Source organism: Ascidiaceihabitans donghaensis (assembly GCF_900302465.1).
Classification (GTDB): Bacteria; Pseudomonadota; Alphaproteobacteria; order Rhodobacterales; family Rhodobacteraceae; genus Ascidiaceihabitans; species Ascidiaceihabitans donghaensis.
In genome coordinates, this window is the sequence record NZ_OMOR01000001.1 from 2,641,005 (window position 1) to 2,664,119 (window position 23,115).

26 protein-coding genes and 1 tRNA gene are annotated in these 23,115 nt (G+C 54.2%); 11 read left to right on the forward strand and 16 right to left on the reverse strand.

Annotation, left to right across the window (positions count from 1 at the left end):
- Window positions 1-57: 57 nt before the first annotated feature.
- The 3 genes from ASD8599_RS13155 to ASD8599_RS13165 all read right to left on the reverse strand — a co-directional run bounded on the left by ASD8599_RS13155 (window position 58) and on the right by ASD8599_RS13165 (window position 3,252).
- Window positions 58-501 carry a phasin family protein gene (locus ASD8599_RS13155; protein ID WP_108828957.1) on the reverse strand — a complete coding sequence of 148 codons (444 nt, stop codon included), beginning with the start codon at window positions 499-501 and terminating at the stop codon, window positions 58-60.
- A gap of 265 nt (window positions 502-766) precedes the next feature.
- Window positions 767-1,369: a hypothetical protein gene (locus ASD8599_RS13160; RefSeq protein WP_108828958.1), complete on the reverse strand. Its 603-nt coding sequence runs from the start codon at window positions 1,367-1,369 to the stop codon at window positions 767-769.
- A 71-nt stretch (window positions 1,370-1,440) separates the two neighbouring features.
- Complete coding sequence (locus ASD8599_RS13165) at window positions 1,441-3,252, reverse strand: PHA/PHB synthase family protein (RefSeq protein ID WP_108828959.1); 1,812 nt, start codon at window positions 3,250-3,252, stop codon at window positions 1,441-1,443.
- 125 nt (window positions 3,253-3,377) lie between these two features.
- On the opposite strand from ASD8599_RS13165, the gene phaZ reads away from it, so the two are divergent.
- Entirely contained in the window at window positions 3,378-4,658 is a 1,281-nt protein-coding gene (phaZ, locus tag ASD8599_RS13170) for a polyhydroxyalkanoate depolymerase (protein ID WP_108828960.1), read from the forward strand.
- A 139-nt stretch (window positions 4,659-4,797) separates the two neighbouring features.
- On the opposite strand, the gene ASD8599_RS13175 is transcribed toward phaZ, so the two are convergent.
- The 6 genes from ASD8599_RS13175 to ASD8599_RS13200 all read right to left on the reverse strand — a co-directional run bounded on the left by ASD8599_RS13175 (window position 4,798) and on the right by ASD8599_RS13200 (window position 8,759).
- On the reverse strand, window positions 4,798-5,508 hold the full coding sequence (locus tag ASD8599_RS13175; RefSeq protein WP_108828961.1) for an alpha/beta fold hydrolase: 711 nt from the start codon (window positions 5,506-5,508) through the stop codon (window positions 4,798-4,800).
- Between the two features lie 115 nt (window positions 5,509-5,623).
- On the reverse strand, window positions 5,624-6,250 hold the full coding sequence (locus ASD8599_RS13180; RefSeq protein WP_108830178.1) for a hypothetical protein: 627 nt from the start codon (window positions 6,248-6,250) through the stop codon (window positions 5,624-5,626).
- A gap of 17 nt (window positions 6,251-6,267) precedes the next feature.
- Entirely contained in the window at window positions 6,268-6,696 is a 429-nt protein-coding gene (locus tag ASD8599_RS13185; RefSeq protein ID WP_108830179.1) for a VOC family protein, read from the reverse strand.
- Window positions 6,696-7,679 (reverse strand): alpha/beta hydrolase, encoded by a 984-nt coding sequence (locus ASD8599_RS13190; RefSeq protein WP_219928857.1) that lies wholly within the window; start codon window positions 7,677-7,679, stop codon window positions 6,696-6,698. The genes ASD8599_RS13185 and ASD8599_RS13190 overlap by 1 nt, the downstream gene beginning before the upstream one ends.
- Window positions 7,676-8,422, reverse strand: a complete 747-nt coding sequence (locus tag ASD8599_RS13195) for an alpha/beta fold hydrolase (RefSeq protein WP_181364485.1) — start codon at window positions 8,420-8,422, stop codon at window positions 7,676-7,678. Before ASD8599_RS13195 ends, ASD8599_RS13190 begins: the two co-directional genes overlap by 4 nt.
- 112 nt (window positions 8,423-8,534) lie before the next feature.
- Complete coding sequence (locus ASD8599_RS13200) at window positions 8,535-8,759, reverse strand: hypothetical protein (protein ID WP_108828962.1); 225 nt, start codon at window positions 8,757-8,759, stop codon at window positions 8,535-8,537.
- A gap of 188 nt (window positions 8,760-8,947) precedes the next feature.
- On the opposite strand from ASD8599_RS13200, the gene ASD8599_RS13205 reads away from it, so the two are divergent.
- The 6 genes from ASD8599_RS13205 (at window position 8,948) to ASD8599_RS13230 (ending at window position 14,913) form a co-directional block, all read left to right on the forward strand.
- Window positions 8,948-10,129: an MFS transporter gene (locus tag ASD8599_RS13205; protein WP_108828963.1), complete on the forward strand. Its 1,182-nt coding sequence runs from the start codon at window positions 8,948-8,950 to the stop codon at window positions 10,127-10,129.
- A 90-nt stretch (window positions 10,130-10,219) separates the two neighbouring features.
- Window positions 10,220-12,166, forward strand: coding sequence for a threonine--tRNA ligase (gene thrS, locus ASD8599_RS13210; RefSeq protein ID WP_108828964.1), 1,947 nt, complete (start codon window positions 10,220-10,222; stop codon window positions 12,164-12,166).
- Window positions 12,167-12,361: 195 nt separating this feature from the next.
- Window positions 12,362-12,667 carry a BufA1 family periplasmic bufferin-type metallophore gene (locus tag ASD8599_RS13215; RefSeq protein ID WP_108828965.1) on the forward strand — a complete coding sequence of 102 codons (306 nt, stop codon included), beginning with the start codon at window positions 12,362-12,364 and terminating at the stop codon, window positions 12,665-12,667.
- A 77-nt stretch (window positions 12,668-12,744) separates the two neighbouring features.
- Window positions 12,745-13,605: an MNIO family bufferin maturase gene (gene bufB / locus ASD8599_RS13220; protein WP_108828966.1), complete on the forward strand. Its 861-nt coding sequence runs from the start codon at window positions 12,745-12,747 to the stop codon at window positions 13,603-13,605.
- Entirely contained in the window at window positions 13,602-14,369 is a 768-nt protein-coding gene (locus ASD8599_RS13225) for an HvfC/BufC N-terminal domain-containing protein (RefSeq protein ID WP_108828967.1), read from the forward strand. Before bufB ends, ASD8599_RS13225 begins: the two co-directional genes overlap by 4 nt.
- Window positions 14,370-14,373: 4 nt before the next feature.
- The gene (locus ASD8599_RS13230; protein ID WP_108828968.1) at window positions 14,374-14,913 is read left to right on the forward strand and encodes a DoxX family protein; all 540 of its coding nucleotides are present in this window, start codon (window positions 14,374-14,376) and stop codon (window positions 14,911-14,913) included.
- Here the strand turns inward: ASD8599_RS13230 and ASD8599_RS13235 are convergent.
- Window positions 14,902-15,216 (reverse strand): arsenate reductase family protein, encoded by a 315-nt coding sequence (locus tag ASD8599_RS13235; RefSeq protein WP_108828969.1) that lies wholly within the window; start codon window positions 15,214-15,216, stop codon window positions 14,902-14,904. The genes ASD8599_RS13230 and ASD8599_RS13235 overlap by 12 nt on opposite strands.
- 189 nt (window positions 15,217-15,405) lie before the next feature.
- Between ASD8599_RS13235 and ASD8599_RS13240 the strand changes: the two genes are divergently transcribed.
- Complete coding sequence (locus ASD8599_RS13240) at window positions 15,406-15,612, forward strand: cold-shock protein (RefSeq protein ID WP_108828970.1); 207 nt, start codon at window positions 15,406-15,408, stop codon at window positions 15,610-15,612.
- A 266-nt stretch (window positions 15,613-15,878) separates the two neighbouring features.
- On the opposite strand, the gene ASD8599_RS13245 is transcribed toward ASD8599_RS13240, so the two are convergent.
- Window positions 15,879-15,954, reverse strand: a tRNA-Thr gene (locus ASD8599_RS13245).
- Between the two features lie 127 nt (window positions 15,955-16,081).
- Here ASD8599_RS13245 and ASD8599_RS13250 point away from each other — a divergent pair.
- Window positions 16,082-16,957 (forward strand): hypothetical protein, encoded by an 876-nt coding sequence (locus ASD8599_RS13250; RefSeq protein WP_108828971.1) that lies wholly within the window; start codon window positions 16,082-16,084, stop codon window positions 16,955-16,957.
- A 10-nt stretch (window positions 16,958-16,967) separates the two neighbouring features.
- Here ASD8599_RS13250 and ASD8599_RS13255 read toward each other — a convergent pair whose 3' ends face one another.
- A complete protein-coding gene (locus tag ASD8599_RS13255) occupies window positions 16,968-17,231 on the reverse strand; it encodes a DUF2312 domain-containing protein (protein ID WP_108828972.1) in 264 nt (87 codons plus the stop codon).
- Between the two features lie 115 nt (window positions 17,232-17,346).
- Here ASD8599_RS13255 and ASD8599_RS13260 point away from each other — a divergent pair, with 115 nt between their 5' ends.
- On the forward strand, window positions 17,347-17,586 hold the full coding sequence (locus ASD8599_RS13260) for a hypothetical protein (protein ID WP_108828973.1): 240 nt from the start codon (window positions 17,347-17,349) through the stop codon (window positions 17,584-17,586).
- 273 nt (window positions 17,587-17,859) lie between these two features.
- Window positions 17,860-18,288, forward strand: a complete 429-nt coding sequence (locus ASD8599_RS13265) for a protein tyrosine phosphatase family protein (protein WP_108828974.1) — start codon at window positions 17,860-17,862, stop codon at window positions 18,286-18,288.
- An 80-nt stretch (window positions 18,289-18,368) separates the two neighbouring features.
- On the opposite strand, the gene ASD8599_RS13270 is transcribed toward ASD8599_RS13265, so the two are convergent.
- The 4 genes from ASD8599_RS13270 to ASD8599_RS13285 form a co-directional block, all read right to left on the reverse strand.
- Window positions 18,369-19,625, reverse strand: coding sequence for a FliM/FliN family flagellar motor switch protein (locus ASD8599_RS13270; RefSeq protein WP_181364486.1), 1,257 nt, complete (start codon window positions 19,623-19,625; stop codon window positions 18,369-18,371).
- 114 nt (window positions 19,626-19,739) lie between these two features.
- On the reverse strand, window positions 19,740-22,439 hold the full coding sequence (locus tag ASD8599_RS13275; protein ID WP_108828976.1) for a sensor histidine kinase: 2,700 nt from the start codon (window positions 22,437-22,439) through the stop codon (window positions 19,740-19,742).
- On the reverse strand, window positions 22,439-22,735 hold the full coding sequence (locus ASD8599_RS13280) for a hypothetical protein (RefSeq protein ID WP_108828977.1): 297 nt from the start codon (window positions 22,733-22,735) through the stop codon (window positions 22,439-22,441). The genes ASD8599_RS13275 and ASD8599_RS13280 overlap by 1 nt, the downstream gene beginning before the upstream one ends.
- Window positions 22,728-23,111, reverse strand: a complete 384-nt coding sequence (locus tag ASD8599_RS13285) for a response regulator transcription factor (protein WP_108828978.1) — start codon at window positions 23,109-23,111, stop codon at window positions 22,728-22,730. The genes ASD8599_RS13280 and ASD8599_RS13285 overlap by 8 nt, the downstream gene beginning before the upstream one ends.
- Between the last annotated feature and the right edge of the window lie 4 nt (window positions 23,112-23,115).

Genomic DNA, 23,115 nt, shown 5'->3' on the forward strand with positions numbered 1-23,115 from the left:
TCGCGCGTGTCAGGGAGGAGACGTGCGCGAAAACTCTTTACACTAAGCTTGTGACGCTTATTTCGCTGCGGCTTTTTTCGCGGCTGTTGTCACGTCTTTTGTCGCTTTGTTGACTGCAGCTGTTGCATCTTCGGAGATGTCTTTGCCTGCGGCCATCATCAGCTCAACTGTTTCCATCTGAACTTTTTTGGCGATTTCAGCGAAAGCGGCCATGTTTTCAGCAGCAACTTCGGCAGAAGCAGACGCGAAGTCTGTCATCGCTTTTGCATAATCGGCTGGCTCGGATTTTGCTTTGGACATGTCGGACAGTTTTGCCAACGTGTCTTGTGTCCATTTGCTGGAAACTTCAGCGGATTTTTCAGCAGCTGTCAGAGCAACTGTAGACAGTTTTTCGTTCAGGGACGCTGTTGTTTTGAACGCGTCATCCATTGCTGTCATGTCGACAGGGAAAGAACCCATAACGTCTTTGAACATCGCTGTCATGTCTTGTGTCTTAGCCATTGTCATAATTCCTTTTGCATTGTGAGACCCCGTTTCAGAGCATCTCGTTTCGCTTCTGTAGAAAGTTATAGATGCTGCAGCGCGGCATTGCAATGTTTTTCTGCGTTGCAGCGCAATTTTTCTGCAACCGCATAAATCCGAAATAAATCGTTTATATACAATAGATTATCGAGCACCTTGACGAAATTCACACGAGCAAAGCACAGAAATCTTCAACAATTTCCGCACTTACCGAAGCGAAATGCTGCAATGCAGCAATATAGAATCAAGCCTGCTGAAGGTATTTCTGAAATTCGGCGCGCTGCGGATAATCATTTGCGAAATTGCCGCTGTTTAGCTGAAAGGTCTGTCCCGGCACCGAAACCAAACCGTCTTTTGCCACCTGCGCGGCGCAAAAGAACGACAGCCCCGGTTTCTTGAGCGTCCACTGCAAAAAACCTCCGCCCATCGGGTATTGCTGGCTGGGCGACATGTCTGTGTTGTGCCGGATGTCCGGCATAATCTTGACCAGACGTTGTGGCCCTTTGACCTGAATATTTTGCAGCGCCGCTTGTTGCATTGCCGCATATCCATCAGCCCCGCGTGCCCCCATGATCCCGTCATGGATGCGCGTACGCTCTTTGTCTTTCTTGTCGGTGTCTGCGGGCAGCCCCTCGCGTCCGCCGGATCGCAGGGTCGTGCCGGAAAATTCAAAATCGCTGGCTTGTGGACGCCGGTTTAGAACCAGTATTTTGTATCCTCCCGACAATCGTCCCAGATGAAAGCCAAGATTGGCTTCCGTTCTGCGCGCATCGGCCAAGATGATGGCGTTCAACTGCGTGATATCCCCTGAAATGGGAGATGTCATTTGACCCAACACGATATTCATCACTTTACCTCCGACAGCATTGCAGTGAACGTGGCGTACCAAAAGCGCTGTGGCAAGGCCGCAAAGCTGATCTATTGCGGCGCTTTACCAACAACGTAGGTCCCGGGCGCGTCACACAGAACAGGATGAGAGGCATCACCGGGAACACGTGCTGCGACTTGTTTGCCGGATCGTTTTTTCAACCAGCTTTCCCAACGCGGCCACCATGATCCTTCATGAAAATCGGCGCCTTCCAGCCAGTCTTCGTGGCCAAGCCCCATGTCATCGTTTGTGTAGTGGCCATATTTCTTTTTGGACGGCGGGTTAACGATACCTGCGATATGCCCCGATTGGGTCATGATAAAGGTCTTGTTCTTGGCCCCCATCTTTTGCACGCCACGGTAACTGTCTTTCCACGGGGCAATGTGATCGGTTTCACAGGCGACAGCACACAAAGGCACATCCACTTCATCCAATACCAGATGATGCCCCATCAGATCGTATCCTGTGGTCGCCAATTCGTTGCGCTGACACAAGCCGCGCAGATACTGCCGCGCCATCTTGCCCGGTAGGTTCGCGCCATCCCCGTTCCAATACAGCAAATCGAAAGCTGGCGGAGTTTCCCCAAGCATGTAGCTTTTGATTGCAGGCGTGTAGACCAGATCATTGGAGCGCAAAAACGAAAATGTACGCGCCATAATAACGGACGGCAGCATGCCCTTGTCGTCGATCTCTGCTTCGATGCCGTCAATGAAATCATCCGTCAGGAAGGGCGTGAATTCGCCTTGGTCTCCGAAATCTGTCAGGGCTGTGAAGAATGTGGCCGATTTGATCGATGTGTCGCCCTGTTGCTTCATATAGGACAAAGTCAAAGATAACGTCGTGCCAGCGATGCAATATCCGATTGCGTTCACCTGATCTTCGCCAGTAATTGATTTGACTTCGCGCACCGCGGCCAGATAGCCATCGACAATATAGTCTTCCATGCCGACGTCCGCGTAGGTTGCGTCCGGATTGACCCAAGACACAATAAACAACGTGTAGCCCTGATCGGTGACCCATTTTACAAAACTGTTTTGCTCTTTCAGGTCGAGGATATAGTATTTGTTGATCCAGGGCGGGAAGCAGATCACAGGCGTGGCATGCACAGTGTCCGTGGTCGGGCTGAATTGGATCAGCTCCATCATGCGATTGCGGTAGACGACCTTACCGGGTGTTGTCGCGATGTTGCCCCCAAGTTCAAACGCGCTTTCGTCCGCCAGACGCACCACCATCTCGCCATTGTTGGCCTCAAGATCCGACACGAGGTTTTCCAACCCTGTCACAAGGCTTTGCCCTTCGGTGGCCACTGCCTTTTCCAATGCGTCCGGATTGGTGGCCAAAAAGTTGGTGGGGCTCATCATGTCGACGATCTGACGGCTGAAATAGGCCAGACGCTGCTTTTCCAATGGTTCCATGTCGGTGACATCATCAACTGCTTGCTCAAGGGCTGCGGCGTTCAGTTGATACTGTCGTTTGACATAGTTGAAATATGGATGCGTGTCCCAAAGCGGATTGGCAAAGCGGCGATCCTTCGGGCCAGCGTCTGGGACGTGAGGCGCTTCCAGCTTCCCTTTGGCGAGGGTTTGTTGAGCTTCGACAAAATGCTGCACCGTCTTGGACCAGTAATCCAATTGGTGCTCGAGTACCTTTGCGGGGTTTTGCACGGCCTCGGACCAATAGGCTGTCGCGGCCTGCCCAAACAAGGATTGGTCCGGGCCATCCAGGCTTTTCTGGTGCCCCGCACGGTTCTTCATGACATGGGTCAGACGCGCCGATAAATCTTCTACTTTACGTAGATTTTCGTTCATTTTCTCGAGGTTTTGTCCAGAGAACTCCGTATTGGCGGTGTCTTTGGTTGTCATATTAACTTTTCCCTCGTATCTTCGCACTTGCAGCATTTGTGTTCAAATGCAGCATTTATAGTTTGGTTGCTAAGGGACATAACGACGCAAAGTCGCCCCAAAGGCAGTAAATACAGGAGTTACCGATGCGGTACATGGCCACTTACGATCTGATGGAGACCATCAGAAATACGAATCAGTGGCTTGGCGCATCTGCTGCTGCTCTTGGAGCATACCCCGCAATGTCACTGTTCCCAAACCCTGCGATGGAATGGATGCGGGCGTGGGGCGAAGTGACGGAACGTACTTTCCAGCGCATGGTCGTAAAGCCCGACTGGAACATCCCCACGATTGTCGGTGCGTCCGGCAAGGACCGCATTATTACTGTCGAAAAAGAGATCGAAGGCGCATTTGGCGATTTGATCCATTTTAAGGTGGCAAAGCGTACATCCAAAAAGCCACGCGTCTTGCTGGTGGCGCCAATGTCGGGTCACTACGCAACGCTGCTGCGGTCAACAGTGCATTCTTTGCTGCCCGATTGCGAACTTTACGTCACCGACTGGCACAACGCACGCGACATCCCTGTGAGTGCAGGCAAATTCGACGTTGAAGATTATACAATGTATCTGGTCGATTACCTGCGCCACCTTGGTCCGGACACACATGTTATTGCAGTGTGCCAACCTGCCCCGCTGACATTGGCCGCGACGGCCTATTTGGCTGAAGATGAACCTGACGCACAGCCAAAGTCCCTGACCTTGATCGGTGGACCGATCGACCCCGATGCAAATGCGACCGATGTTACGGATTTCGGGCACCGCGTCACGATGGGCCAGCTGGAAGAAATGATGATCCAACGGGTGGGCTTTAAGTACCCCGGCGTGGGACGCATGGTGTACCCGGGCCTTTTGCAGCTGTCTTCATTCATGTCGATGAACTCGGAAAAACACTCAAAAGCGTTTTCTGACCAGATTGCCCGTGCCGCGCGTGGCGATGCATCCGAGCACGACAAACACAACAACTTTTATGATGAATATCTGGCAGTCATGGACATGACCGCCGAATTTTACCTGTCCACCGTTGAACGCATTTTCAAAAATGGCGAAATCGCGAAGAACGAATTTGTGGTCAACGGTAAGAAAATCGACATCGGTAAAATCACCACCGTTGCGGTGAAAACAGTCGAGGGCGGCAATGACGACATTTCCGCGCCTGGCCAATGCATCGCTGCGCTGGATCTGTGCACGGGATTGCCCGACGCCAAAAAGGCAAGCCACGTTGAACCCGGTGCAGGCCATTACGGTATTTTTGCAGGTAGCGGCTGGCGCAACAATATCCGTCCCTTGGTGATGGACTTTATCCACGCAAATGGCGGCGTCGCCAAAAAGCCGGTCAAGAAACCCGCCAATAAAAACGCGGCCGCATAAAGGCTTGGTGGGTCTGGACCCACCTTACCTGCTTTTCGGGTGGGATGTGTAAGAGTTGCTCCGTTGATTGGGGCTCTGCCCCGGCGCTATGCGCCTCCCCGGAATATTTTTGGCGAAAAGAATGCCTGCACGGGGGCGGTTACCGCAGCACCAACGGCATCGCCATCCATTTGCGAAGGGCTGCCGTTGTTTGGTCCGGGCACTCAAGTGTTGGCAGGTGTCCGGCGTCTTCGATCACTTCGAGTTCCGCATAGGGTATCAATTCCGCCATAAACGTGTGGCGTTTGATCGGGCACAACGCATCATGTGCCCCACACAGGATCATTGTCGGCACTTTGCATTTGCGCAATGTGCCCTGCTGATCCCGCCGGCGTTGAAGTGCCCTTGATTGCCGCACAAAAACCTCTGCGCCAAGCGTCATGGCCATATCCATCACCAAGTCTAGCACTTCGTGTCGGTAAGGTCCGGGCGCCAGATAGTTTGGTTTCATTTCTTCCCGCATCACCTGTTCAAGCCGCCCTGTGCGGGCGCCGATAATCTGTGGTTCCCGCGCCGCAGCGACAACGGGTGTTTCCGCCAGTGGATTCGTATCCATCAAAGCCAGCCGCGTGATACGGTCGGGGGCGCGGCGCAATATTTCCATTGCGACAATCCCGCCCATGCTTAGCCCTGCCAACGCGAACCGCGCAGGCAATTCATCCAACAGCCCAGAGGCGATTTCCTCGATGCGTTCGCCGCGTGTTACAGGGGCCACCGTCACCGTCATATCCGCAGAAAGCTCGGCGATTTGTGGCCCGAACAGCCGCGCGTCGCACATCATGCCGGGAAGAAGAACCAGAGGTTCAGCCATTCTGCCTGCCTTTTGAGTTGGAATCGTTGCCGGTTTTATCCGCGCATCCGTTTGATTGCACTTTCGCGCACTTTGGCCCGAAGCTGCACTTTGTGCAAGCGGCCCAAAGCGCTTTTCAGCGCGTTGCAGTGGGGTAGCTGATCCCCCGAAACTTTGGAAAATCCGAATACCGCATGGCCCGGGTCTTTGGGTCTTCTTCTGGCCTTTGCCCGGCCCGCAACAACGTCCCGCGCGGCGCGATATAGCTAGAAATCGTCACCAAAGGTGTCTTGCGCCAAACCAGATTGAACGCGGCGAGTTTTGGAAAAAACCACATGTCCGAATAGGGCAAGTGATCGTGGATCCACCATGCCAGATCACGCCAGTCGCGGCCCTTGTCGTACTGATCCGCAAACCACGGCACCACGATGGACGCCCCCGCAATAGCGTCTGCGCCGTCCGCACGGTCCCAGATGTGACATTCCAAAGGATTGTCATTGCGTGCACAATTCAATTTGTTCTGATTGCCAAAGGCATTCAAAGCTGGCGCACGGTAGCCTGAGCGGATCGCGATCCGTCCAAAGGTCTCTTCCAATGGATCAAGCAATTGCGTGCAAAACGCAGTTCCGTTTTCCACAGTCAGATCAGGGTTCTCGGGGATGTTGGGCACACCGTGAAACGCACTGATTTCCGACATCAAAAAGTCGCGCATATAGAAGTGTTTGGACAAGCGCACACGTCCGAGTGTTTCCAAGCTCCACATGCTGCGCGGTTGCCGCATCAGCCGTGCCCGTTCCAGCAAAACGCACCATTTGCGGCCAAGGGACTGAACGGGTTGTGGGCGACTTCCCAGATATTTCCCTCAGGATCAGCGAAATAGCCGTGATGCCCGCCCCAGAATACGTCTTGGGCGGCTTTAACTACTTTGCCACCGGCCGCTTCAGCCGCGCCGAGTATAGGGGCCACATCGGCCTTTTCGCGTACATTGTAGCCAAAGGTCGATGCCCCGCGCCCCAAATCTTCAAGGGCGAGCCCCAAGTCGTCTGCCAAAGCCTGCATTGGGTACAAACCCAATGTTTGCCCGATCAGATCAAAAGCAACCACACCGTCTTGGGTGTCCACCCGCGACCATCCCAGTGCAGTGTAAAAGTCCGCCATCAAACCGATGTCCGACACACCCAGCGTGATCAAGCTGATGCGTTGCTCCATCATTGCAAGCCGCCGATCCAGTTCAAAAGTGTCGTTGTGGCTGCTGCCGTCATGGCGGGTGACATGATGTCGCCTGCAATCACATGGCCCATCGGATCGACACCTGCCCCCAACACAGGGCGTTCGACCGTGACAGGTCCCCCCCAGTTTTCGACAATCTTGTCGGTCTCGGAAGCAATCACCACCTGATCTTCTGCTGCGTAGAAGAACAACGCAGGTATAGCCACATCCTTGTAATCACGCCCAACGGCTTCCTGAACGGCGGCGGCCATAGGCACTGCGGCGACGGTTGGGTAGGTTGTGGTCCATTCACGGCCTTGCCCGTCGTTCAAGGGTGTGAAGCTGCGTGTTTTTCCGGCAACCACAGGCCCCCAAACGCGCACACCGGGCATGGTCAAAAGCGCGGCGGCAGGATTGTTCACCCCGAAGTTGGGCGCAACGAAAGCAACCCCCGCGACCTGTTGTTGAAGTTCGGGGTGCGTCATGGCCAAGGCCGCCAAAGTGCCGCCGGTCGAAGTGGTCAAGACGATGATTTTGTCACCAATTTTCCGCGCAATGGCCAAGGCCTCAACGGTATCACGCATCCATCCGTTCACGGTGCCTTCACCCATGGCATCTGCTGTGCGGCCATGCCCCTGAAAGCGTGTGTAAACAAGATTGGCCCCTAAATTGGTTGCAACAGCATCAGGCACCGGGCGGATTTCCTGCGAAGACGCAGAGAACCCATGCAAATACACAAGCACATAGTCCGTTTTCGCCCTTTGCGAACCTGCCCACACAACGCGTTTTTCGCTGTCGGGGCGAATGTCATCAAAGCGTGCTTCTTGTGTGGCAAGATAGGCATCAACGCCGTCTTCCAGTTGTGTTTCGTCAAAGTCTGTCGCGTAATCAACGGGTTCATAGGGTCCGAACACCCACATCGCAAAACCCAAAGCCACAAGCGTTAGGACAAAGCGGATAAAAAACCGACCTATCAATTTCATGGATTCATGACCTCCAAAACAGCATTTTCCAAAAGTTTCAAACACGTACCATCGGAAAACCGGTGATCGGCATCCTTGACGAGGGTCAGCCGCATGTCAGGGCTGGTGGCATGGTCCAGCAATGCAGTGGCGCGCTCTGTTGACACGGCGGAGTCTGCGGTGCCTTGCAGCATGCGCACAGGGAACGGCAAATCCAGCGGCGTGCGCAACACAAGCTGTGTGCGGCCGTCTTCGATCATGCGCCGCGTGACAATGTAGGGGTCCATATAATCTGATGGCAGTTCTACCTGCCCGTCTTGCTGCAGTGCAGCTTTCTGGGCATCCGTAAATGATGCCCAATAACCATCTTCGGTAAAATCCGGGGCTGCAGCAATAGTAACCAACCCGCCCATCCGGTCGGGGTGCGCCCGCGCGAACAGTAAAGACTGCCAGCCCCCCATGCTGGAGCCAACCAAAATAACACGCCCTTCTGTCAGTGCAGAAAGTGCGGCGGCTGTATCTTCGGCCCAATCCCCGATGCAGCCTTCTTCGAAACGGCCAGAGCTTTGTCCATGACCGGAATAATCAAAACGCAAAAACGCCTGTCCACGGGATTTGGCCCAGGCTTCAAGATGGATGGCTTTGGTGCCTTCCATATCAGACTTCAAACCACCCAAGAACACCAACCAAGGGCCTTTGCCTTCGGTACGGTGGTAAGCAATCCGCCGTCCGGCGTCGGTGTTTAAATATTCAACTTCAGCCAATGCCGTCTCTCCCTTTGGGACAGACAATGCGCGTTGCACCCATCAGGTGCAATGCAGGTGTTGAAGTTTTCCGGCGTTCAAGGGTTGTAGAACACCATTGGTGTCGTCTGTGTCAGCCGCTGACAAACACACCCTGACGCGGGCGGAAAAACTGTTTTTGATTGTGCAAACGGCCCAGAAGATCATGGATGCGACGGGCCCCGCCATCTTGCGGCGCTTCGGATTTGTTTTCTTTCAACTGCTTTTGCGTCAGCGACAGTTTGTTTTTGAGCAATGCGTCCTCGATCAGTTCGAGGTCTTCGACGGAAAGTTCAAATGACGTGTTGTATGCAGGCATGTGACCCTCGGGCGTTGGTTGCGAAAAGTTTCCTATAGTGGACTATTTAAGGGGCTGGCCCCCAGAGTCCACAGCAAATCGTCGCAAATCAAGGACATTTTGTCGCTTTTTACACCATTCACCCTAAACGGGTTGCGCGACGCGACGATGTGCTTGCTCTTTTTTTGTGTCGCTTCGTATCGTGCGCCATGACATCCACCGACACCCCGCCCCCCAAAATGATCCTGCCCGTCATTTCGACATGCAACTTCCTGATCGGTGTTGGCGCGTTTGTCATCATCGGCGTGCTAGAGCCATTGGGCGCAGGATTGAACGTGGCGCCGGAACGCGCAGGTATCTTGATGACCGTGTATGCGTTGGCCTACGCAGTTTTGTCGCCGGTGTTGGTCAGCATGACAGGGCATATCGGACGGCGGCGTGTGATGGCCTTTGGTCTAAGCCTCTTTTTGATCTCTGGCATCTTGTCTGCTGTCGCAACGTCGCTTGGCATGCTGGGGGCCGCGCGGGTGTTGGCGGCTGCCGGTGCGGGCATGTTCACCCCCGTCGGGGCGGCTGTGGTTGCGGGACTGTACCCCCCCGAACAACGGGCGCGTGTTCTGGCCGCGGCCATGTTCGGTTTTAGTTTGGCGCAGGTCATTGGTGTGCCAGCCGGCGCGTGGATTGCCTATACTTTTGGATGGCGTTTCGCATTTTGGGGTGTTGTGGTTCTGAATATCCCCTGCATCTTTCTGATCTGGCATTTCGTACCTGCAGGTCTGAAATTTCAGGCGGTGACCTTTGGCGATCTGCGCACAACCCTGAAAGACGGACGCATGATGTTTGCGATTGCCTTTACGGGGCTATTTTTGGGCTCGATCTATGTGATCTTCACCTACATGACGCCCCTGTTCAGCCAAAGCATGGGCATGGGGCGCGACATGATCTCGATTACGCTGATTGTGGCAGGGGTCGGGGCCGTAATGGGCAACATTCTTGGGGGCTTTATGGCGGACAGGCTGGGGTGGTACAAAACCCTGATCATTCTGTGTTGTGCACAAATGATCATCATGCCGCTGTATTCCCATCTGCCCGTTGGTGTGCCCGCATTTTTTGCCTTGTCTGTGATCTGGGCCATGGCAGGTTGGTCGTTTATGGCAGGCCAGCAGATGCGGTTGATCGGGTTGGCAGGCCCGAAAGCACCGGTGGTTTTGGCCCTGACCGCCGCTTGTATCTACATCGGCGCAGCTATTGGATCCGCGATTGGCAGTTTCGTCATCACCACATGGTCCATCGATGCCCTTGGATATGCCGCTGGGTTTTGCATGATCTTTGCGCTGCTCAATCTGGTGATTTCGGCACGCTTCCCACCAAACAGTTACGGCCCCTCTTGACCATAGACTTGTCGCCCGTCTAAACACCGCCCGAACACATAACCCGCAACCGGGCGTTTCGTAGGCGCCAAACTGACGAGGAGTGCCCAGATGGCATCAGTCTCTCTTACCTTTCCCGACGGCAATGCACGCGACTATGACGCAGGGGTCACCCCCGCGCAGGTTGCCGAGAGCATTTCCAAATCATTGGCCAAAAAGGCAATCAGCGCGACCGTGAACGGTGCACATCATGACCTGCAATGGCCCATCGACGCCGACGCCTCCATCGCCCTGCACACCATGGCCGACGAAGATCAAGCCAACGAACTGGTCCGCCACGATCTGGCCCACATCATGGCCCGTGCGGTGCAGGAAATCTGGCCCGACACAAAGGTCACCATCGGCCCTGTCATCAAAGACGGCTGGTACTATGACTTCGACCGCAAGGACCCGTTCACACCCGAAGATCTTTTGACCATCGAAAAGAAGATGAAAGAGATCATCAACAAACGCGAACCCGTGCGCACCGAAGTCTGGGACCGCGACCGCGCGGTGCAGTTCTACAAAGACAACAACGAGCCCTATAAAGTTGAACTGATCGACGCCATTCCGGGCGATGAGCCGCTGCGCATGTACTGGCACGGCGACTGGCAGGACCTGTGCCGTGGTCCGCACCTGCAACACACAGGCCAAGTGCCGGGTGACGCGTTCAAGCTGATGTCCATCGCAGGTGCCTATTGGCGTGGCGACAGTGACCGCGAAATGCTGCAACGCATCTACGGCGTGGCCTTCACCGGCAAGGAAAAACTGAAAGCCCACCTGCACATGCTGGAAGAGGCCGCCAAACGCGACCACCGCAAGCTGGGCCGTGAAATGGACCTGTTCCACATGCAGGAAGAGGCGCCGGGCCAGATTTTCTGGCACGCCAACGGCTGGCTGATCTACACCCAATTGCAAGACTTCATGCGTCGCAAACAACGCGCGGGCGGTTATGTTGAGGTAAACACACCGCAGGTCGTGGACCGCAAGCTGTGGGAAGCGTCAGGCCACTGGGAGAAATACCAGGAAAACATGTTCATCGTCGAAGTCGACGAAGATCATGCGCGCGAAAAGGCTGTGAACGCCCTGAAACCCATGAACTGCCCCTGCCATGTGCAAATCTTTAATCAGGGCCTCAAATCCTACCGCGATCTGCCCCTGCGGATGGCCGAATTTGGATCGTGCAACCGCTATGAACCCTCGGGCGCTTTGCACGGCATCATGCGCGTGCGCGGGTTTACCCAAGACGATGGGCATATTTTCTGCCGCGAAGACCAGATTGAATCGGAAACCGCCGTCTACATCGAATTTCTAACCTCGATCTACAAAGACCTTGGGTTCGAAAACTTCCGCGTGAAATTCTCGGACCGTCCCGAAACACGCTCTGGCAGCGACGAGGTTTGGGACAAAGCCGAACAAGCGCTTTTGGCGGCCACACGCGCCGCCGGGATCGAACCCGAAATGAACCCCGGCGAAGGAGCGTTCTACGGGCCCAAACTGGAGTTTGTCTTGACCGACGCCATCGGGCGCGACTGGCAATGTGGCACACACCAAGTCGATTTCGTGCTGCCGGAACGTTTGGACGCGACCTATGTGGGCTCAGACGGCGACAAACACCGCCCTGTCATGTTGCACCGCGCAACGTTGGGCAGCTTTGAACGTTTCATCGGCATCTTGATCGAAGAACACGCCGGCAAGTTGCCATTTTGGTTGGCTCCGCGTCAGGTGGTTGTGGCCTCCATCATTTCGGACGCCGATGACTACGTGCATGATGTGGTTGCACAACTGAAAGCCGCAGGCGTGCGCGCGGAAGCCGACATTCGCAACGAAAAGATCAACTACAAGGTGCGCGAGCACTCCGTGGGCAAAGTCCCGGTTATCTTGGCCGTCGGTGCGCGCGAAGTTGAAGAACGCACTGTCACAGTACGCCGCCTTGGCGAAAAACAGACACGCGTCGAAGCGTTGGACGCTGTAACAAAAACGTTGCAGGCCGATGCAACGCCGCCTGACTTGCGCTGAAATATTACAAGGTCGGGCGGATCAACCCTGCCCGACTGTAACATTTCATCACGAAACACCTGTTTTATGGGTGGAAAAAAGTCCATTCCCTGACGCGCATGTGACACACAGGCTCGTGAATGGTAATATCGCCTGCATACATCCAGACTGATCTTCACAAGTTCAGTTTAAACCTGCCCTAGAAGGACGTAAAACATGTCAAACACAATGAAATCTGTAGCCCTCGCGTCTGCTGTTGCCGCTGCAATGACAGCTGCCACCACAACAACAACACACGCTGCTTCCAAAGAAAAATGCTACGGCGTTTCCTTGGCTGGCGAAAATGATTGCGCCGCAGGTGCTGGCACGACATGCGCCGGAACCTCTACAGTGGATTATCAAGGTAACGCATGGACACTTGTCGACGCAGGCACATGTGCAGAAATCGAATTGCCTGCACAAGCAGACGGCTCCGCCCGTGAAGGGTCGCTGAAAGAACTGTCACGCGACATTCCTGCGTAATTTTCTGACCGGACGGTTTTGGTTTGGGCGTTCAACAACGCCCAAACCACCCAATACGACAGACGAAAGGGCCTGCCATGCTGGACACTTCACCTGCACACCGCCCTTTGCCCGACGCGGTCGGCGTCGGCTATAAATCCCAACATTTCAGCGACCTGTTGCACGCCCCCGGTCCTGTCCGGTGGTTGGAAATACATGCCGAGAATTACATGGGCGATGGCGGAAGGCCGTTGGCGCAGCTGCGCCGCCTTGCAGAAACATTTGCAATTTCTGTGCACGGGGTTGGGTTGTCGATCGGCGGCGAAACCCCGTTAGACCCCGACCATCTTGCCCGTCTTAAACATCTGATTACATGGGCCAATCCTGCAAGTTTTTCGGAACATCTGGCTTGGTCCACCCATGGTGCAGAGTTCATGAACGACCTTTTGCCCCTTCCCTACACAAACGCCACTCTTGCCCGTGTGGCGGCCCATGTTTCCCAGGTCCAAGACACGCTTGGACGGCAAATGCTGTTGGAAAACCCCTCTAGCTATTTGGCCTTTGCAGAAAGCACATGGTCCGAAACAGACTTTCTGGCAGAGCTTGCCCAGCGCACCGGCTGCGGGTTGTTACTGGATGTGAACAACGTCTTTATCTCTGCCACAAACCTTGGGTATTCCCCGCAAAGCTACATCGACGCTTATCCGTTGGCAGCTGTTGGCGAAATCCACGTTGGTGGACACGACGAAGACCAAGATGATCACGGCGCCCCGTTGCTGATCGACAGCCACGGATGTGAAGCAGCAGACCCCGTTTGGGATCTATTGGACTATGCGCTGGTAAAAACCGGCCCCCGCCCTGTGTTGATCGAATGGGACAACGATGTGCCGGATTGGGCGACATTGCGTCTTGAAGCCCAGCGCGGCGCCGATGCATTGGTTCACTTGGCAGCGCGATGACGGGCCATCCTTCCACCACGCTGTCTACCTTTCGCAGCGCACTACTGGATGGCGCGGCCCCCGTGCCGGACAACGTGCAAGACGGCGCAGGCGCCCCCGCCGGTCGTCGATACGATGTGTACCGCAACAACGTGTCTGTGGCGTTGCGCGATGCGCTGCGCGCCAGCTTTCCGGTCCTTGTCAAATTGATTGGCGACCAGAACTTTGACATGTTGGCGGGACTATTTTTAAGGTCCCACCCTCCGTCCTCGCCTTTGATGATGTTCTATGGCGGGCAAATGCCTGATTTTCTGGATGGCTTCGCACCACTTGCCCATATCGGTTATCTTCCGGATGTGGCCCGTCTGGAAATCGCAATCCGCGAAAGTTATCATGCGGCAGACAGCACTGCCATGAATCCCGGCCGCTTTGCCGAGGTGCCCGCAGAGGCGCTGAACGACGCGACTTTGCTGCTTGCACCGCATTTGCGGGTGATACCGTCCGAATGGCCCCTGCATGACATCTGGCGCTTCAACATGGTAAGCGGCGCGGAAAAACCGCGCAATATTGCACAATCGGTTTTGATTTTGCGACGCGAATTTGACCCCGAACCCCATGCCATAACAGCTGCAGACACGGCGTGGCTCAGTATCACAGCCAAAGGGGGATCAATGGGGGATGCCCAAGACGCAGCCGCCGCTGTTTCGCCTGACTACGATCTTGGCCCGCTTCTGACGCTGCTTATCCAGAACAACGCATTGACTGATTTGACCACAAAGGACTGAACTGATGAAAAAGCTGCACACTGCCATTTTTGGCGCGATCGAACGCAACGACTGGATTTTGCCCACACTGGCACGGATCGTGTTTGCAGGTGTTTTGTTTTCCTATTTTTGGGTCTCGGCAAAAACCAAACTGGGCGATGGGATTATGGGCATTTTCCAACTGTCCGACAGCGCCTATATCCAGATCTTCCCCAAGGCGGTTGAAGCCGTGGGCTATGACACAAGCCAATTGGGCATTTTGCACTATCTGATTGCTTTGGGCGGCACTTGGGCAGAGTTTATTCTGCCGGTCCTGATTGTCGTCGGGCTTTTGACGCGTTTGTCTGCCCTTGGCATGATCGGCTTCGTTGCTGTGCAATCCATCGTGGATGTCACAGGTCATGGCGTGGGCGGCAAAGACCTTGGCGCGTGGTTCGACAAGGCGTCTGGTGCATTGATTGCCGACCAACGCGCATTGTGGGTTCTGTTGCTTTTGATATTGGTGATCAAAGGGGCGGGCCCGCTGTCATTTGACCGTGCTTTACAGCCGCGCTCAGAGACCTAAAGCGGCTTGCGTGTCTTTGGTCCAACCAAGATAAAGCGCGTCGCCCGTATCTATCAGCGGGCGCTTCATCAAAGCAGGGTGTGCTGCGATCAAATCCAGCGGCGCACCTTCGCGGTCTTTATCAGACAGGCCCCGCCAAGTCGTCGACCGCGTGTTCAACAAAGCCTCTTCAAACTGTTGAAAAGCACGTTCCAATACGTCTTTGGGCATACCATCCGCACGCACATCTACCAATTCCAAAGCAGGCAAAGCCTTTAAGGCTTTGCGGCAGGTATCGCAGTTCTTCAATCCGTACAGTTTCATTTCGTGCCTCTCGGTCAGGGATGCGCTTTTGGTATACAAAAGAATACCAAGTCGTTTCCTTGATTTAGTTGGTTATCGGACAATCTTGTTATCCGTGGGTGATTTTTTGGCAAGGCGAATTGTTCGAAACGCCCACAGGAATGGCTCTGTACTTTCAGAGTGGGCGTAAAGGTAAAAGGAGGCACGGACATGCCCAATGGCACCGTGAAGTGGTTTAACACCACAAAAGGCTATGGATTTATTGCACCTGATGGTGGCGGCAATGACGTTTTTGTTCACATCTCAGCCGTAGAGCAGTCAGGCTTGACCGGACTGGCAGACAATCAAAAAGTGACGTTTGAAATGTCCGAAGGTCGCGATGGGCGACAAATGGCGAGCGACCTAACGCTGGTCTAAAGCTGCGGCCCCCAACTTGAACACCGGCGCCAGAGATCCTCTACGCCGGTGTCGTTCAGCGCACTATTCGGATGTACTGTCGGTCGCTGTTCATACATTTGAACCACTACACATTTTTTGGCCTCTGCATACGCCGAAGCAGCCGAATAAAACCTGCACTCTATCGAAACGTCAATTCTTCTAAGCTATCCATCATCTCTAGATGCCAAACACAGCAGAAATCCGCGTGAATACTCGGACATGAACACTCTGGTGTTGTGATGGTATGGTGCCCCCACACGGACTCGAACCGCGGACCTATTGATTACAAATCAATTGCTCTACCAGCTGAGCTATAGGGGCACTGGAGCGTCGTTTAAGGGAAGTTTTCGTACCGCGCAAGACGAAAAATGCACGGACTTTGATGGTTTTATTAACCTGTAAACCAGATATAAGAAATATCAGGTTCAGCAGGGTAAATTGACGCAAAATGCAACTGGTTCTTCACACAGGCGCGCACTTCACCGAAGAAGAACGGCTCATGAAGTGTTTGTTGCGCAACACAAGCATGTTGTCGAAAAAAGGCGTCGTTGTCCCTGGTCCAAGCAGATACCGCAAATTGCTGAAAGAAATTCTGAATGCTTTGCAAACAGCACCCGCCTCGGATGCAGCAAGGGACGTGGTTCTTGACGCAATTCTGGACGATGAAACGGCTGACCGGGTTGTTCTAAGCCATCCCTTTATTTTCGGAGCGCCGCGTGCATCTGTGTCTCGTGGGATGATTTTCCACACAGCGCCTGAACGGATGCGGCATTTTTGCGATCTGTTTCCACACGATGACATCGAAATGTTCATAGCGATTCGCAATCCGGCAACATTGCTGCCTGCGCTGTTACAACATTCGCCGAAAGATGACATGGCCGGCTTCATCGGCGGGACCGATCCGCGCATGGTGCGTTGGTCGGAGACATTGAAAGCCATTCGCGAAGCGGCTCCACGCCTTTCTATCACTGTTTGGTGCAATGAAGACGCGCCTTTGATTTGGTCACAGATCATTCGCGATATGTCAGGTCTTGAGCACGGTGAAAAAATCACGGGCGGTTTCGATTTACTCAGCAGCATCATGAGCGATGAGGGCATGAAGCGTTTTCGAACCTACCTAAAAACCCACAAGGGCATGTCAGAAATGCAAAAACGCCGTGTCATAGCGGCGTTTTTGGATAAATTCGCTTTGGAAGACGAGATCGAAGAAGAACTGGACGTCTACGGTTGGACAGAAGCCCTGATAGACGAGATGAGCGACATCTACGACGAAGACGTTTTGGAAATTCAGCGCATTCCAGGCGTTACTATGATAACGCCCTGAAACGGCGCGTTTACCCCATGCCCAAGGCTTCTTTGTACATTTCAAGCACCGCTTCTTCTTCCGCGATGTCGTCTTTGTCGCGTTTACGCAACGCAATCACCTTGCGCATCACTTTTGTGTCGTAACCACGTGCCTTGGCTTCAGCCATCACTTCTTTTTGCTGTTCGGCAAGGTCTTTCTTTTCGGCATCAAGCCGCTCTACCCGTTCGATGAACTGGCGCAATTCGTCAGCGGTCACGCGGTAGCTTTCGGCGTTTGTGGCGGTGTCGGTCATGGCCTTGGTTCCTTTGTCGAATAACTCTGTGGCAAGGGCTTCGAGATACCGCCCCGTCCCAGTCGGGGCAATGGGTGATCTTGCCCCAATGTATGATTTAGGGTAGCCCGCCCGCATGGAAACAAAAACTCTATCTCTGTTCGAAGGCATTATTTGGGGCGGCGCATGCGTCTCAATCGTCGGTTTGGTTGGAATTTTGTGGTGCATCGTAAAGGTGGCTCGCGCAAAACGTGCTGATCTGGACGATGCGGCGCTGCAATCGGTGATGCAATCTGTTCTGCCTATGAATCTCGGCGCTTTGTTTTTGTCCGTGATCGGGCTGATGATGGTCGGCGTCGGAATTGCATTCTCATAGATTTTGAGACGTCCATGTTCCTTTTGAATGGCTCTGGACAGAGTGTCGGTGGAATTGACGCAAGCTTGGTATGTGGCTGTTGCAGGTGGCCTATCGGGGCGCCTTTGTATTCTTTGACAGGACCGGCACCCGCAAGAAACAAGTGTTTTTGAATATTTTTGTCATCTGGCCTTGGGCACATTATTTTTAGCAGCCGCTCTGACGGATATGATCTTGGCGTCAAAAACCAGTGTGCAACTGGACACCCATCCGTCAGGGACTTAATACATCGAAATGGATATACGTGAAATCACCCCCGCCTATAGTGTTGCGCCGCAAATCGACCTAAACGATTTCCCAGCGATTGCCGCCGCAGGGTTCAAAGCTGTGATTTGCAACCGCCCGGACCCTGAGATCCCGCCAAGCCATCATGCTGCAGAAATGCAAAAAGCAGCCCATGCAGCCGGTTTGGTCTTTTATAATCTGCCGTTGACGCATCATACGATGACAGCCGAAGTCATCGCCCAACACATGGCCTATGCGGAAGAAAACACACCCGTTCTGGCCTACTGTGCCTCAGGTACCCGTTGCACAGTTGCTTGGGCGTTGGGATCTGCGGCAAAGGGCGTGGATATTTCAGAAATTCTGACAAAATCAAGTGCTGCCGGCTATGCACTGGATGCTTTACGCCCATCGCTTGAAGTGGCCGCCGCCCAGTCTTGAAGTAAGTTAAAACTGCTTTCTCAAACGATGCGTTTGGTCAGCCAACTTTTGTGTTCGCGGTTTCGTCTTGGCCGCAGCACTTATCCTGTTTTCGTCAGATCAGCGAGATCCGGAAGGCTGGCCAGATCAGGCAGATCGTCCAATTCAGGCAATGCGTCTACTTCGGGCAGCACATCAGGAAGTGTTGCTAAGTCAGGCAAATCGTTCAGGTCTGGCAACTCCGTCAATGCCGGGTCTTCTGCGGATGGCAGATCGTTTAGATCCGGTAATTCAAGTGCTGTCGGCGCCGCGTCCGGTGTGAGTGCTGGCAGCGATTCAATCACGGGCGGGCTTGTATCCAGAGCTGCGGGTGCATCTCCACTTCGTTGTTTGGTTCCAGGCAATGCTTCTATTTCAGGCAGGTCCAATCCCGCACGGTCTGCCGTTCGGCGGCGGGGCTGGGATGCATAAATCGGTTCTTGTTTAAGTCGCATAGCGCGGGTGCCTTCGACTTGTCCCACAGTTCCGCTGCCGATAACGCGCCCCGTCAATGTTGTGATATTCGCCTCTGGAAAGCCATTTTGCGGCAGTTGTAAGACGTGTCCCACTTTAAGGGCTTCCAAGTCCATCAAAGGCATTGTCAGTTTACAGACATCTACCCGCAACTCAGCAGGAACGGACAAAACAGCGTCACTCAGAGAGGGTGCCTGTTCGGGATCACCATCTGCATCCTGCGCACCCGCGTCAGAGGACATCGCATCGAAATCTTCAACTACGGGCAAGATAAATACCATCTGCCCCTGTCGGACCCCCCCGGCCATATCTAACGTCATCCGAATGACGTGAAACTCGGGGGCCTCCAGCCACATGCTAAGAATGCGGGCTTCATCAGCCCGCGCCCCGAAAGCAAACCCCGACATCATGGCCTGTTCTTCTTTCACCTCTAACTGGGGTGGCACGCGTTCAAACAAGGCATCCACCAACGGTGCGCACATCGCCGCATCGGTTGACGTCATTTTTCTGGGATCCCCTAAGGGGGCCGAAACCAAAGACATCGTTTGTTGTTGGATTAACCCGCCAACAATATCCGCACCGATCACCACACCGCCACGCGTCCGGTTGGGACCATCCAAAGCGGCTAAAAGGGACTGTTCATCCAAAAGTTCCAAACAACCATCAAGGTCACGTTTTTCGGAAACGATACCAATCACTGACATCGACATATCGAAAATTTCATCGGCAATCTTTGCTACGGTCAAGCGCAAAGCCTTGGCGGCGGTCATCGCCCGCGCCTGATGCTCTTGCAGCCCGACAGACGCTTTGCGCCGCAGGATGGTTTGTGTTTCGCTTGAACCCATCGCCTCCGCCCGTTTTTCGCGGGATGCTGTTATGGCACCAGATAAACCACCATTCGTTACCATCGGATTTAAGCTGTTCATTTTAAGCAAATTTGTTTGCCCAAAAAATGTCGCCTATTGTGCTGCCAAAGATTTTGCCTGGGGCAAACGCACGACAAAACAATTGCCATCAGGAATGGGTTCGTAAAAAATCGCACCTTGCAAACGGGTCATGATTTCGAGGCAAATTGCCAACCCAAGGCCTGCTCCCTTGCCTTCCTGGTCGTTAATTCGCGCAAATTTCTCAAAAATCACGTCCCGGGCGTTTCCGGGGATTGGCGTTCCGTTGTCGCTGAAACGCACGAATGTTCCGTCCGCGTCTTGTTCCACGTCTATTGTCAGTTCGGGTTGCGGGGCTGTGCAGTATTTATGTGCATTTGTAATCAAATTGATGAAAACCTGCGCAAGCCGGTCCAAATCAGTATGAATCACAACATTTTCGCGCGACCGATGCCGCGTCACGATCAGTTTCTGGCGTTGCCCCACACCACACGTGGCCACTGCGTGTTCAATCACATCGCCCAATGATCCAACGCTTTGGTTCAGACTGACTTGCCCGTTTTCCAGAACACTCAAGTCCAGCAAATCATCCAACAACCGCGTCAGGCGAATGGATTCGACATGAATGATTGACGCGTACTTCGTCTGCTCGGACCGGTCCAAACCATCTGTGTCACGCAAAATCTCGGAAAATGAGCGGATAGAAGTCATCGGCGTGCGCAATTCATGACTGATCTGGCTTAAAAATGCATCTTTTTGCACCGACAACTGCGTCAACTTGGCATTGGCATTGCGCAGTTTCCGCGCTGTTTGGCTCAGTTCGGCCGATTGCTCTTCCAGCCTGTTGGAATATTCCAACATCTGCGCGGATTCGTCGGCCACCGCCATCAAGTCTTGCACCGACACAGTTGCCCCCCCCACAAGCTGGCCTATCATGGCATGCGCGGTTGCGGCTCCGACCGAAGCGGAAAGCTCGCGTTCCAGTCTTTGCAAAAAGTCAGGCGTAGGTTCGGGCAAAAATCCTTGCACCCCTTGGGTTCTCGCCACATCCCGAAACAGGGTTTGTGCTTCTTTTGCCCCCAGAATGCGCTGGGTCATAATCATCAAATCTTCGCTTTCCGCCACCGACGCGGACCACCCCTTGGCCTGACCGGAATGCGCAAAAACATTCACGAATTGCGCACCCTGCAACCGCTCCAACGGCGTTGGAAATGACACCAGTGACCCTAGAATAAAAGCGATAATATTCAGGGCGATAGACCAGATAACCGCATGGACGGTGGGGTCGATCCCCTCAATGCCAAACAAGGCATGAGGCCGCAAAACGTTCAATCCCAACGCCCCGTGTTCAAACACCGCGCTGCTGATCAGACCATCACTGCCAAAGCTGGGAAGAAACGACGTAAAGCTCCAGACGGCGAACCCCGTCACCAGTCCGCACATCGCCCCGATGCGGGTGGCGCCACGCCAAATGATACCGCCCAGCATGGCAGGCAAAAACTGCGCAACGCCGACAAAGGAAATCAAGCCAATGGCGGCCAAAGCCCCACCGCCCCCCGACAAGCGATAGTAAAAGTAGCCCAGTGCAATAATCACCAGAACTGACAGTCGCCGCGACAAGATGACCACGTGGCGCACGTCGCCCGACACAGAGGCCCCCTGCCCTTGTGCAGACAAATAAATCGGCATCACCACGTGGTTGGACACCATCGTAGACAAGGCCAAAGTCGCCACGATCACCATAGACGTGGCGGACGAAAACCCACCCAAAAAGCTGAGCATCGCAAGTGTATTCTGCCCCTGCGACAAAGGCACAGTCAGAACGAAAAAGTCAGGATTGCTGCCTGCGGGCAAAAGATCCAATCCGACGACCGCGATGGGCACAACAAACAAGCTCATCAGCATCAGGTATAGTGGAAAGGCCCAAGATGCTGTTTGCAGGTGTCGTTCATCGTCGTTTTCGACCACAAGAACCTGAAACATGCGTGGCAGGCATAGGAATGCAGCCCCCGCCAAAGCCGTCAAAGCCGCCCAGCGGCTGCCATCCATTTGCCAGGCTCCGATGGGGGACGCGTCGATACGCGCCATCATTTGCGACGGGCCGCCGGCAACCCCCCACACAACAAAAACACCAACAGCCAGCAGCGCCAGAAGTTTCACCACAGCTTCCACTGCGATGGCCATAACAACCCCGTCATGGCGTTCGTTGGCATTGAGGTTGCGTGTCCCGAACAGCAATGTGAACAAAGCCAAGCCAAGGGCGATCCAAAAGCCTGCCGATATCTGGTTCATGCCCGCCTGCACGCCCGTCGCGGCCGTTTCAAATGGATCGGCAAAAATGGACAATGACGTGGTAACCGATTGCAATTGCAAAGCAATATAAGGCGTGACGCCCAGCACAGCCATAACCGTCACCACGATGGCCAATGCGTTGGATTTACCGTAACGCGACGAAATCAAATCCGCGACTGATGTTGCGCGTTGCGCACGGCCGATCCGCACCAGTTTGCGCAACACCCACCACCAGCCAATCATCACAAGGGATGGTCCCAGATAAATCGTGACAAACTCCATCCCGGACCGTGCAGCGTAGCCCACAGCGCCATAGAACGTCCAACCTGTGCAGTAGATGGACAAGGACAGCGTATAGACCAGCGGTGATCTTAACCACGGGCGGCGGCCCTTGGATGCGGCCCGTTCCGCCAAGAAAGCAATGCCAAACAAACCCGTCACATAAAGCAGACACACCCCGATCAGAAGATTGACGCTTGCCATCAGCTGTCGGTGTCCGGCGCGTGGATGCGCGCCACGTCATCGCGTGTCATGCGCCACAAGGCAGCCGACAACACGATCAAACCAAGCCACACCCAAAATACGTATTTGATTGCACTGGACAGTGTTGTCTGCACAGTTTCACCGTCCAAAGCACCTTGCGGCCCTTCAGCCCAAAGCAACGGAACCATCCAAAGCAGTGCACCCAGAACAGGGGTCAGCCGTATCGCGTCCATCATGCGGCGCTTGCGGTAGCTGCGCCGATCCAGAAACACAGGCGGCGTATTTTGATCAGCCATCAGCCGAATGAACCCGCATCAAATCGCGCACAGCGTTCAGCACTTCGGTGTTGGAAAAAGGTTTTGTCATAAAGCGGCTCACTCCAGCCTCTTCGGCCAAGGCGCGGTCTCGCATTTGTCCGCGTGCCGTCAACATCAGAATAGGCAAGTCCCGGAATGCATCGTCGCTGCGCAATTCTGTCAGGATATCCATACCACTTTTGCCAGGTAACATGTGATCCAGCACAACCAAATCCGGGGAAAGTTCATGCACACGCGCCACAGCCGTTGCGCCGTCCACATGTGTGTCGACACGCCACCCGTCACGGCTCAGAAGAAAGCTCACCGCTTCGATGATGTTTGGCTCATCCTCTACCAGCAGCACATGCTTGCCCATCGCG